The sequence below is a fragment of the Flavobacterium panacis genome, assembly GCF_024649945.1.
GTDB lineage: Bacteria > Bacteroidota > Bacteroidia > Flavobacteriales > Flavobacteriaceae > Flavobacterium > Flavobacterium panacis.
Genome location: NZ_JANKMS010000003.1, coordinates 116047 through 128313 on the forward strand (window position 1 = coordinate 116047; position 12267 = coordinate 128313).

14 protein-coding genes are annotated in these 12267 nt (G+C 30.0%); all 14 read left to right on the forward strand.

What is annotated here, in order from left to right; all coding sequences use genetic code 11:
• The first annotated feature begins 1 nt into the window (after position 1).
• The 14 genes from NQQ59_RS08575 to NQQ59_RS08640 are packed head-to-tail and all read left to right on the forward strand — an operon-like array spanning position 2 to position 12267.
• Positions 2-1075 (forward strand): Wzz/FepE/Etk N-terminal domain-containing protein, encoded by a 1074-nt coding sequence (locus NQQ59_RS08575; RefSeq protein WP_144217642.1) that lies wholly within the window; start codon positions 2-4, stop codon positions 1073-1075.
• A gap of 56 nt (positions 1076-1131) precedes the next feature.
• Complete coding sequence (gene wecB / locus NQQ59_RS08580) at positions 1132-2268, forward strand: non-hydrolyzing UDP-N-acetylglucosamine 2-epimerase (RefSeq protein ID WP_144217644.1); 1137 nt, start codon at positions 1132-1134, stop codon at positions 2266-2268.
• Positions 2261-3478 (forward strand): UDP-N-acetyl-D-mannosamine dehydrogenase, encoded by a 1218-nt coding sequence (gene wecC, locus NQQ59_RS08585; protein WP_144217646.1) that lies wholly within the window; start codon positions 2261-2263, stop codon positions 3476-3478. The genes wecB and wecC overlap by 8 nt, the downstream gene beginning before the upstream one ends.
• 8 nt (positions 3479-3486) lie before the next feature.
• Complete coding sequence (locus NQQ59_RS08590) at positions 3487-3891, forward strand: sugar 3,4-ketoisomerase (RefSeq protein WP_144217648.1); 405 nt, start codon at positions 3487-3489, stop codon at positions 3889-3891.
• Positions 3881-4312, forward strand: coding sequence for a sugar 3,4-ketoisomerase (locus NQQ59_RS08595; protein WP_144217650.1), 432 nt, complete (start codon positions 3881-3883; stop codon positions 4310-4312). Before NQQ59_RS08590 ends, NQQ59_RS08595 begins: the two co-directional genes overlap by 11 nt.
• Entirely contained in the window at positions 4296-4820 is a 525-nt protein-coding gene (locus NQQ59_RS08600) for a GNAT family N-acetyltransferase (protein WP_186296618.1), read from the forward strand. The genes NQQ59_RS08595 and NQQ59_RS08600 overlap by 17 nt, the downstream gene beginning before the upstream one ends.
• Before the next feature lie 10 nt (positions 4821-4830).
• Positions 4831-5052 (forward strand): acyl carrier protein, encoded by a 222-nt coding sequence (locus NQQ59_RS08605; protein WP_144217654.1) that lies wholly within the window; start codon positions 4831-4833, stop codon positions 5050-5052.
• Positions 5052-6026 (forward strand): 3-oxoacyl-ACP synthase III family protein, encoded by a 975-nt coding sequence (locus NQQ59_RS08610; protein WP_144217656.1) that lies wholly within the window; start codon positions 5052-5054, stop codon positions 6024-6026. Before NQQ59_RS08605 ends, NQQ59_RS08610 begins: the two co-directional genes overlap by 1 nt.
• 6 nt (positions 6027-6032) lie before the next feature.
• Positions 6033-7136, forward strand: coding sequence for a DegT/DnrJ/EryC1/StrS family aminotransferase (locus tag NQQ59_RS08615; RefSeq protein WP_144217658.1), 1104 nt, complete (start codon positions 6033-6035; stop codon positions 7134-7136).
• 16 nt (positions 7137-7152) lie between these two features.
• Positions 7153-7731, forward strand: coding sequence for an acyltransferase (locus NQQ59_RS08620; protein WP_186296619.1), 579 nt, complete (start codon positions 7153-7155; stop codon positions 7729-7731).
• Positions 7732-7763: 32 nt separating this feature from the next.
• Positions 7764-9224: an oligosaccharide flippase family protein gene (locus NQQ59_RS08625; protein WP_186296620.1), complete on the forward strand. Its 1461-nt coding sequence runs from the start codon at positions 7764-7766 to the stop codon at positions 9222-9224.
• Between the two features lie 2 nt (positions 9225-9226).
• Positions 9227-10321: a glycosyltransferase family 4 protein gene (locus NQQ59_RS08630; protein WP_144217664.1), complete on the forward strand. Its 1095-nt coding sequence runs from the start codon at positions 9227-9229 to the stop codon at positions 10319-10321.
• A gap of 9 nt (positions 10322-10330) precedes the next feature.
• The gene (locus NQQ59_RS08635) at positions 10331-11350 is read left to right on the forward strand and encodes an EpsG family protein (protein WP_144217666.1); all 1020 of its coding nucleotides are present in this window, start codon (positions 10331-10333) and stop codon (positions 11348-11350) included.
• Between the two features lie 32 nt (positions 11351-11382).
• Positions 11383-12267 carry a glycosyltransferase gene (locus NQQ59_RS08640; protein WP_144217668.1) on the forward strand — a complete coding sequence of 295 codons (885 nt, stop codon included), beginning with the start codon at positions 11383-11385 and terminating at the stop codon, positions 12265-12267.

Below are 12267 nucleotides of genomic sequence, written 5' to 3' on the forward strand. Positions count from 1 at the left end.
AATGGAAAAAGAATTAAAAGGAAAGGGTGAAATTTCACTAACGGAATTGATTCAAAAAACGAAGGTTTGGACTGAATATTTAATCTCGCAATGGAGAATTATTGTTTTAGTAGGATTATTTGGTGCAGGATTGGGGCTAGCTTATTCTATATTCAAGAAACCAGTTTATATTGCAACATTAACATTTGCATTGGAGGATGAAAAACAAGGTGGTGGTTTAGGAGGAGCTCTCGGATTAGCTAGTACACTTGGTATTGATGTAGGAGGTGGTGGAGGAACTATATTTTCGGGTTCAAATTTATCGGAACTCTTTAAGTCCCGTAAAATGGTGGAAAAGACATTGTTAACTCCCGTTACTGTTGGTAATAAAAAAATCTCTTTAGCAGAAATGTACATTCAAAACAATGACTGGAGAGAAAAATGGGCTGATAAGCCTAAATATAAAGGTATACAATTTCTTCCAAATGATAAAAGGATTAATTATACTAGAGTTCAAGATAGTATATTAGGGGCAATTTATGAGGATTTATCTAAAAAGTCCTTATCAGTTGGGCAAAGAGATAAAAAAGTTGCAATTACTTCAATAGATGTATCTTCAAATAATGAATTGTTTTCGGCCTATTTTTGTGAGGCGTTGGCAAAACAAGTTGGTGAATTTTACATAGAAACAAAAAGTAAGAAGTCGCGTATGAATATGGAGATTCTAGAACATCAGGTTGATTCTGTTCGTTCTGAATTGAATGGAGCTATAACTGGAGTAGCCGTTGCAAATGATAATACATTTAATTTAAATCCTGCATTGAATGTTCGTAGAACACCTTCAGTCAGAAAACAAGTGGATGTTCAAGCTAACACTGCGATTTTAACAGAATTGGTAAAGCAATCTGAACTTGCAAAAGTTACTTTACGAAGAGAAACGCCTTTAATTCAGATTATTGACAGACCAATTTTGCCACTGAAAAAAGATCGTGTGGGAAAAGCGAAAGGTATTATGATAGGCGGCATTTTATCAATTTTTGTTGCAATAGGATTTTTTTTGGGTAAAAAGGTTTTTAAGGAATTGAACCAAAATTAATTGATTATATTACGTAATGTCTGTTTTTTAATTCAAAATTTGCTACATATTAAAATATGAAAATTAAAAATTTAATAATTTTTGGAACGCGTCCAGAAGCGATAAAAATGGCTCCTTTAATAAAAGAGTTTGCGAAATTTAATTCTGATTTTGATACAAAAATTTGTGTTAGTGCACAACATAGAGAAATGTTAGATCAAGTCTTGGATTTTTTTGATATAAAACCAGATTTTGATTTAAATTTAATGAAGCCTAACCAAAACCTCTATTCTCTTACTGCAGATATTATTTTAGGATTGAAACAAATCCTAGAAGATTTTAAACCAGATTATGTTTATGTTCACGGAGACACAACCACATCAATGGCTGCAAGTATTGCGTCATTTTATGGAGGAGTAAAGGTTTGTCATGTCGAAGCAGGTTTAAGAACAAATAATAAACTTTCACCTTTTCCAGAAGAAATTAATAGGCAAATTACAGGACGAATTGCCGATGTTCATTTTGCACCAACTTTTACATCAAAAGAAAATTTATTAGTAGAAAATGTTTTAGAAAAAGATATTCTAGTAACTGGGAATACTGTTATTGATGCGCTTTTAGAGAGTAAAGAAAGAGTTTTGACATTCGAAAACGAGGAAATCAAAGAACTAAAAAAGTTGGTTGACGATTCGAAGAAAATAATATTAGTTACTGGACATAGAAGAGAAAATCATGGGCAAGGATTTATTAATATTTGTGAAGCAATTAAAGAAATAGCTCTTAAAAATAATGATGTTCAAGTTATTTATCCTGTTCATTTAAATCCAAACGTGAAAGAACCTGTTAATGAAATATTAGGAAATTTTTCAAATATTAAATTAATAAATCCGCTTTCATACCCTGCTTTTGTTTGGCTTATGAATAAATCATATCTGATATTAACAGATAGTGGAGGAGTACAAGAAGAGGCTCCCAGTTTAGGTAAACCGGTATTAGTAATGCGCGATACAACAGAAAGGCCAGAAGCAGTCGAAGCTGGTACTGTTGTTTTGGTTGGCACAGATACAAATAAAATTATTGAGGAATGTAATAAATTGCTAAACAATCCAACTCTTTACAAAGAAAGGTGTTCTTTAAGTAATCCTTATGGAGATGGAAAAGCATGTGAGCGTATTGTAGAACATATAATTCATTTAAACAAAAAATATGAATAAGGATAAAGTAGTCATGATAGGCTTAGGTTATATTGGTTTGCCTACTGCGGCTTTAATAGCAAATAATAAAATTAATGTTCATGGGGTTGATATAAATCCAGATGTTGTTGAAACAATTAATAAAGGTAAAATACATATTGTAGAGCCAAGTTTGGATCTGGCAGTTGCAACAGCGGTTAAAGATGGTTTTTTGATGGCCGCAACTACTGCAGTACAAGCAGAAACTTATTTAATTGTAGTTCCAACGCCCTTTAAAGCTAAGAATGAACCTGATATCTCTTTTGTTAAATCAGCAACCAAGTCAATTATTCCATTGTTGAAAGAAGGAGATTTATATATAATTGAATCTACTTCTCCAATAGGAACTACTGAAAAAATGATGGAACTTATTTATAGTGAGCGTCCAGATTTACAAAATAAAATTTATATAGCATATTGTCCTGAGCGAGTTTTACCTGGAAATGTAATGTACGAATTGGTGCATAATGATAGAGTGATTGGTGGTGTAAATGAAATTTCTACTAGGAAAGCAGTTGAATTCTATAGTAAATTTGTTAAAGGTGAATTGCATCCTACCAATGCTAGAACAGCGGAGATGTGTAAATTAACTGAAAATTCATCAAGAGATGTTCAAATTGCATTTGCAAATGAATTATCTCTTATTTGTGATAAAGCAAATATAAATGTATGGGATTTAATTAACTTAGCTAACAAACATCCTCGTGTAAATATATTGCAGCCTGGATGTGGTGTAGGTGGACACTGTATTGCAGTGGATCCTTATTTTATTGTTGCAGAATATCCATTAGAATCTCAAATAATTGCAAAAGCAAGGGAAATTAATAATTACAAATCTTTTTGGTGTGCTGAAAAAGTTAAGTCTGCAAAATTAGAGTTTCAGCTAAATCACGGTAAAAAAGCTAAAATAGCTATTATGGGTTTAGCGTTTAAACCAAATATAGATGATTTACGAGAGTCTCCAGCTAAATATATAGCGCAGAAGATACTACAAGATTCTCATGACGATGTTTGTTTTATTGTCGAGCCTAATATTGAAAGTCATAATGTATTTAAACTTACTTCACATCAAGAGGCACTAGAACAAAGTGATATAGTTGTGTTTTTGGTTGCTCATAATGAGTTTAAAAATTTGAAAATTGATAGCTCAAAAGTTGTTTTGGATTTTTGTGGAGTTACTAATATTGCTTAAAGGAAAAGATGAAACCAGAAATTATAAATTTTCCTAAAATTCAGGATCCACGTGGAAATTTGACATTTCTTCAATGTCCTGATCAGATTCCTTTTGAAGTAAAAAGGGTTTTTTGGACTTATGATGTACCTGGAGGAGAAATTCGGGGCGGGCATGCTTATAGTCTTCAGCATGAAATCATTATAGCCTTAAGCGGAAGTTTTGACGTCATTATTACTAATATTGATGGGACTTTACAAAAGTTTTCTTTAAATAGAAGTTATTATGGATTATATCTTCCTGCGAAAACTTGGAGGCACATTGAAAATTTTTCTACCAATTCTCTTGCGTTGCACATTTCAAGTGAAAAATTTTCAAACGAAGATTATATCAGAGATTTTGATGAATTTAAAATGTTAGCCAATGCAGTGTGAGAATAGTGTTTTTGAATGTAATTTATTACATTTAAATCAGAAGGGAGATAGAAATGGACATATTACAGCCATTAATAATAGTGAAGAAATTCCTTTTATTGTTCAAAGAATTTTTTATCTATATGATATTCCGGGAGGAGAATCTAGAGGTGCTCATGCACATAAAGAGTGCCATCAATTTTTAGTTGCTGCAAGCGGTAGTTTTGAGGTTTTGTTAGATGACGGTAAAACAAAAAGACAAGTATTATTAAATAGACCTGATTTAGGATTGCATATCCCGCCAGGAATTTGGGCTTCTGAAATAAACTTTTCCAGCGGCGCTATTTGTTTAGTTTTAGCATCGCATCAATATAGCGAAACAGATTATTTAAGGGAGCATGATGAATTTTTAAAATACAGAAATATTGAATCCAATAACTAAATATAATATAAAATTGCGATTGGTTGAAGAGGCTGATTCTGATTTTATAATAGAAATAAGAACCGATATTTCTAAATCTAGATTTATAAGTGTAACGAATTCTGATGTTGAAAAACAGAAAGAATGGATTAAAGAATATAAGAAACGTGAAAAGGCTGAAGAGGAGTTTTATTTTATCTGTGTAGATGAAGATGGGATTAAATTTGCGACTTATAGAATATATAATAAGAAAGAAGACAGTATAGAAATCGGAAGTTTTGTTTCAAAGCCTTTTTATGATAATCCAATAAATGTAATCAAGGTTGATCTGATTTTAAAGGATTATGTTTTTCAAGAACTTCATTTTGACAAGCTGAGATTTGAAGTTAGAAAAGAAAATAAATCTGTTGTTAATTATCATAAAAAATTTCATCCTACATTGATTAATGAGGATGAATTAAATTATTATTATGTTTTGGAAAAGAAAAACTTTTTAGCGAATAAAATAAAGTTTGAAAAATTATTTTAAATTATTAATTATGGAAAAATTTATTGAAAATTTTAGAAATCAATTAGAAGATATTGATACTCAGTTGTTTCCTTATACTGACTATGTGAATTCAGACTTTTGGGACTCTCTTACTGCAGTTACAATTCAAATGATGATAGATGATGAATACAATTTAAAAATTGAAATCAAGGAAATTTATAGTTTCAAATCTTTGGAAGAATTGTTTCAATTTGTTCAAAAGAATAAATAATGGAAGCTTTTATCAAGCATATATCTTATTACTTGCCAAGTAATAAATTGAGTAATGATGATATCGCTAATCAATTTCCAGAATGGGATAGTGATAAAATAATTCAGAAAATAGGAATTAAAAATAGAAATATTAGTAATAAAGATCAATTTACATCTGATATTGCTGTTGAAGCTATTAATGTTTTGTTTGATGAATATAAAATAGATAGGTCGGAGGTAGATTATTTAATTTTATGTACTCAATCTCCTGATTACTTCTTACCAACAACAGCTTGTATTGTCCAAAACAAAGCTGGATTATCAACGGATTGTGCTGCTGTCGATATAAATCAAGGATGTTCAGGTTATATTTATGGGCTTTCTTTAGCAAAAGGCTTAATTGTTTCTAATATAGCCAAGAATGTAGTTTTAGTTACAGCTGAGATGTATTCAAAGTACATACATGAAAAAGATAAAGGAAATCGTAGTATTTTCGGTGACGCGGCTTCTGCTACATTGATTTCAGATAACGGAATGTATAGAATTGGTGAGTTTTCATTAGGAAGCGACGGAAGTGGTTTTGAAAATTTGATAGTGAAGAACGGGGGTATGAAGAATCCAAGAACCCAGGATCTAGATCAGCCGAATGATAACAACCTTTTCATGAATGGTCCAGAAATATTCAATTTTACAGCAAAGGCTGTCCCTGAATTAATTAATAAAACTTTAGATAAAAATCATGAAAGTATTGAGTCTATAGATTATTTTATTTTTCATCAAGCTAATACTTTTATGTTAGAATATTTGAGAAAAAAAATTAATATTCCAAAAGACAAATTTCTTGTCGATATGGAAGATTACGGTAATACTGTTTCTTCAACTATTCCTATTGTTCTAAAAAATCAAATAAATGCATCCTTAACAGCAAGTAAACTACTTTTAGCAGGTTTTGGAGTTGGTTATTCTTGGGGTGCAGTATCTATATACAAATAAAATATAATGATTAAATTTCTAGATTTACAAAAAATTAATGCTCAATATGCAGAAGAGTTAAAACAGGTTGCAGCAGAAGTAATTGATAGCGGCTGGTATTTATTAGGTGAGCGCGTAAAACAATTTGAGAGTACTTTAGAAACTTTTCAAGGAGGTGGTAAAGCTGTAGCTGTAGCCAACGGATTAGATGCTTTACGATTAATTTTGAAAGCATATATTGAATTAGGTGTTATGAAGGAAGGTGATGAAGTAATATTGCCAGCTAATACATACATTGCTTCAATCTTGGCTGTAACAGATAATAATTTAGTACCGGTTTTTGTGGAACCTAATCTAGATACCTATAACTTAGATTTAACCTTGATTGAGAGTAAAATTACTCCGAAGACTAAAGCTATCATGGTTGTCCATTTATATGGAAAAGTTTGCTGGAGTAATGAATTAACTACTTTAGCTAGTAAATATAATCTAAAAATTATTGAAGATAATGCGCAAGCAATCGGAGCTAGCTGGAACGGAGTTAGGACAGGGAATTTAGGAGACGCTGCAGGGTTTAGCTTTTATCCTGGTAAAAATTTAGGAGCATTAGGTGATTCAGGTGCGGTGACTGCGAAAGATTCAGAATTAGTTAAAATTATCAGAGCTTTAGCAAATTATGGTTCAGCACAAAAATATGTAAATCAATTTCAAGGCTTGAATAGTCGTATGGATGAAATTCAGGCAGCATTTTTAAACGTTAAACTTGCGTATACTGATGCCGAAACTTTTTCCAGACAAAAAATTGCTGATTTCTATTTAGAGAATATTAAAAATACTGAAATTGTTCTTCCACAAAAAGGGAATGATAATGAAGATGTTTGGCATGTTTTTGTTATAAGAACAAAAAATAGAGAAGTTTTACAGAATTATTTGAATGATAACGGAATTCAAACTCTAATTCACTATCCGACACCTCCTCATAAACAAGAATGTTACCCACATTTCAATAATTTATCATTACCTATAACAGAAAAAATTCACGATGAGGTATTAAGTTTGCCAATAAGCCCTGTTATGACTTCTGAAGAGGTTGAAAAGGTAGTAAATATAATAAATACATTTAATGCTTAATTACATTTATAGTTTTATGATAGAATATGTTGTTAAGGTATTATCGATAAAAAATAAACTATTGTATTTTATTTTGCCTAACGCAATTTCTATCTTAAAGAATAAGATTAAGTATAAAAATACTCCTTCTGTGCAGCAAATAGTTATTTGTAATGGAAGCGGAAATGTTATAATTGGTGAAAATTGTGTTTTTGGTTATAAAAAAGGAGGGTTTCATAAAGGGGGAAGTATTGAATTGCAAGCTCGTTACGAGAAATCTCAAATAAAAATAGGAAAGAATGTTGCCACTAATAATAATATAATGTTTTGTGCTGCTAATTATATCGAAATTGGAGATGATACTTTAATCGGTCAGTATGTAACAATAATGGATCATGAAGCTCACAGTTTAGATCCTGATAAAAGAAGAGAAATAGGTGAAATAGGGAAAGTAATTATTGGCAAAAACGTTTGGCTTGGTAATAATGTTGTAATTTTAAAAAATTCTCAAATTGGTGATAATTCTATAGTAGCGACAGGTGCAGTGGTCTCTGGATCTTTTCCTTCAAATGTTATAATCGGCGGAGTGCCAGCGAAAATTATTAAGTCGTTGTAATCATGAGTGATCAATCCTCATATCGGAAAATCATGAAAGCAACTTCTATTTTTGGAGGTGTGCAGATATTCATAATTCTGATTTCTATATTGAAGTCTAAGATTGCTGCTGTTTTTTTAGGTACAGCAGGTATTGGGATTGTTGGTTTGTTAAATTCGACAATAACTTTGATAGCAGGTATAACAGGTTTTGGTTTGGGAACTAGCGCTGTACGAGATGTTTCTGCAGCAAATAGTTCTGGAAACTCTAAAGCTGTTGCATTAGTGGTTTCTGTTCTAAGAAAATGGGTGTGGATAACTGGAATTTTTGGAACATGCATTGTTATAGTTTTTTCTGGATGGTTAAGCGAAATAACTTTTGGTAATAATTCTTACATCTTTTCTTTCATTCTCGTTTCTGTAACATTACTGATTAATCAATTAAATGTTGGACAATTAGCAATTCTACAAGGAATGCAAAAAACACAGTACATAGCCAAAGCTAGTATTGTTGGTAGTAGTCTGGGATTAGTAATGACATTCCCCTTATATTACTTTTTAGGAAATGACGGTATTGTACCAGCAATGATTTTTGCTTCTCTTTTTTCATTTGTAACTTCTTTATCTTTTGCAAAAAAAATAAAGATTGAAAAAATTATTTTATCACGGAAATTAGTCTTTTCAGAAGGGAAAAACATGTTGAAGATGGGATTTTTGATTAGTTTAAGTGGACTTCTGGTTACTTTAACAACTTATATTATTCAATTGTTTATTAATGATACCGGCGGAGTTGCTCAAGTAGGATTATTTACTTCGGGTTTTTCCATAATAAATTCTTATGTTGGGTTAATTTTCACCGCTATGGCAACGGACTATTTTCCAAGACTTTCTGCAGTGTCGGACTCTAACGAGTTATGTAGAAAGACAATAAATCAACAAGCTGAAATTTCGATTTTAATTTTAGGTCCGATTATTTTGCTTTTTTTGCTTTTTATAAAACAAATTATTGTGGTATTATATTCGGATCAATTTGTTGCTATTGAAGAAATGGTGAAGTGGTTAGCAATAGCAATCTTTTTTAAGGCGGCAGCTTGGTCTATCGGTTTTATATTGCTAGCAAAAGGAGAATCTAAAACTTTTTTTTGGAATGATTTGATAGGCAATTTTTACATGCTTATTTTTGATTTAATCGCTTACCATTTTTGGGGATTGACTGGTTTAGGTGTTTCTTTCTTTGTAGGTTATTTTGTGTATTTCTTACAGGTTTTTACACTTTGTAGAAGTAAGTATGAATTTTCATTTGATAATTCTTTTATAAAAATTTTTATCGTTCAATTTGTACTTTCTGTAACTGGTTTTCTATTTTTAAAATTTGGAGAAAAACCATTTAGTTATGTGATAAGCGTTATAATGCTTATTCTATCGATTTATTATTCATTTACAGAATTAGATAAAAGATTAGATATTAAAAAAATTTTTAACGAATTTACTAAAGGTAGATTTAAACAAAAATAATTATGAGAATATTAATACCTGTTTTTGGATTTGGAAAACAGGGAGGGTATAGAGTACTTTCCAATTTGGCAAATACATGGATTGAATTAGGACATGAAGTTACTTTTTTATCAATTAGCGATAGCGATTACCCCAATTACCCTACAACTGCAAAAATTCTCTGGGTTGATAGGAAAGGCAAGTTTTTAGATGGTCCCAGAAATGAAATAAAAAGCAAATTCAAGTTTTTTCATGATATTATTTCATTATATAAAGGTTTGAAAGGTTTAAGAAAAGATGAATTTGATGTGGTTCTTGCCAATCAGTCGCATACTACATTTCCCGTTTATTTCGCTAAATTAAAAGCTTTGAGCGCATATTATATACAGGCAGATGAAGTTGGGACTCAATTAGCACTCGGAGGATACAAAAATTTTGTACTTTCTTTTTTATCGAGAATAAGTTACTCTCTTGATTTTTTAAGAATTGTTAATGCTCCTTTATATTTAAATTATAAGTATATAAAAGCAAAAGATTACGTTTACCCAGCGATGGATTTTGATATTTTTCATCCAGATGATGTGGAAAGAAAGGATTTGAGTAAGAAAAAAATTGTCATTGGATGTATTGGAAGAATAGCTGCATGGAAAGGTACTGATGATGTAATTGAAGCATTCAAATTGCTGAAATCCAGTAATTTTGATCTCGAATTAAAAATAGCATTTGGAAATGAAGAATTAGCAAATGTTGATGATATTTCTATTATTTATCCTAAAAATGATCGCGAATTAGCAAGCTTTTATAAATCTTTAGATATACTTATTGCTCCAGGCAAAATTCAACTAGGAGCAGTTCATTATCCAGTTATAGAGGCAATGGCATGTGGAGTAGCAGTAATTACTACAGGATATTACCCAGCTAACGATGACAATTCCTGGATAGTAAAAATGAGTAGCCCTTCAGATATTGCAAACAAAATTAGAATGATTGAAAATGATAATCTTTATGATCAAAAACTAAAAAAAGCTTTGGAAGATGTCAAAGATCTTAACTGGTACAACTCATCTATTAAAATGATTAATTGTTTTGAAAAAGCGATAAGCAATAAAAAGGTATAAAAAAGTAAAATGGTCTCTTTATTCTTTTTTATTTATTTTATTTTATTAGTAAATGTGATTTTTTTGCAAAAAACGAAGTTTGAAAATTCGTTTTTTGTTTTATCGGCAGTTTTGTTGTTTTTAATCGCCGGATTTAGAAGCGATGATGTCACAAATGATTATACAGGTTATGTAGATTATTATAATGATATTATAAACCATTCTTTTTCCAGAGTTGAACCTTCATTTATTTATATTACAGAATTTGTAAATTTTGCGTTTCATGATGTTTTATACTTATTTGTCGTATATGCCTTTTTAGGTGTTTTTTTTAAATATGTTGCCATAGCTAATTTATCTGAATATAAATTACATTCTGCATTCATTTATTTTTGCAGTTTTTTTTTAATATTAGAAATGACTCAGATTAGAGCTGGCGTCGCGACAGGTTTGGTGTTGTTGTGTATCAAACCTATCAAGGAAAGAAAGATTTTACAATTTTTGTTTTTTGCTTTATTGGCTTTTTTTTTCCATTTTTCAGCATTATTCATTTTATTGTTTTATTTTTTAAATGCAACTAAAATTAATAAGAAAGTCTATTTTGCTTTGATACCTCTTGGCTATTTAATGTACTTTCTTAATATTAATCTGTTTTTTTTCTTAGATTTTCTACAAATAGACCTTATTCAAATGAAATTTGAATCGTATGGCGCTGCTGATAATGATATTAATCTGTTTAATTGGGTATATTTATCTAGAATTCTACTCGGTTTTTTTCTATTATGGAAAATTGATTTAATACAAGAAAGAAATGACTATGCGATTATATTAATAAAATTTTATTTCATTTCTCTTTTTGTTTTCTCAGCCTTTGCGACGATTCCAGGTATTAGTACTAGAATTAGTGAATTGTTATTAATAGTTGAGATTATATTAACCCCATGTTTGTTATATGTTTTTAGAAATAAGGCTGTAGCTAATTTTGTAATATTTATTATAGGTCTTATACATTTGTGTTTTTCCATTTTTATTACAAAACTTTTATTATAATATTTAAACATCAATATGTATACTTTTACAAAATGAAAAAACCTGAAGTTTCAAATATAGCAGGCCTTATCATAACATACAATCCTGAAGAAGGGCTGTTAAACTTGGTAAAGACAATTTATAATCAAGTTGGACTTGTTATAATAGTAGATAATTTTTCTGATAATATTTCGAGTAAGTTTATTGATTCAATTCAAATAGAATATCCATCAATTAAAGTGATTAGAAATAATCAAAATTTTGGAATTGCTAAGGCTTTAAATCAAGGATTAGAAGAAGCAAGATTTTCAGGAATTGATTATGTAATAACTTTTGATCAGGATTCAACTCCTTTTAATGATATTGTCTGCGTTATAAAAGAAGTCTATGATTCTTATCCTAATAAGGAAGAGCTTGGTGCTATTGGTGTAGGTTATGTTTCTAATGAAACTGATAAATCAAAAATTACAAATCCTAAAAAACTTTATTCTGAAAAAGATTATTTAATTACATCAGGATGTATGATTGAGGTTGATACGTTTTTTAGAATAGGAGGTTTTAGAGAAGATTTTTTTATTGATAATGTCGATATAGAATATTCTTTAAGGTTAAAAAAGAATGGAAAAAAGTCATTAATCACAACAATACCAGGTATGGTACATAAGGCTGGCGATCCATTAAAAAAGAAGATTTGCGGGATTAATTTTACATCTTCAAATCATAGTAGTTTTCGAAGGTATTTTATGTCTAAAAACCATGTTATTGTTTCAAGAGATTATTTTTTTACAAATCCATATTTTATTTTAAAATTGAATTTTTTCTACATTCTTTCAATCATTAAAATTATTTTGGTTGAAAAAGATCGGATATCAAAATTGAAAAGAAGTTATAAAGGCTTTAAAGATGCTTTCAAATATTCATTGTCAGCAAGTAAATAA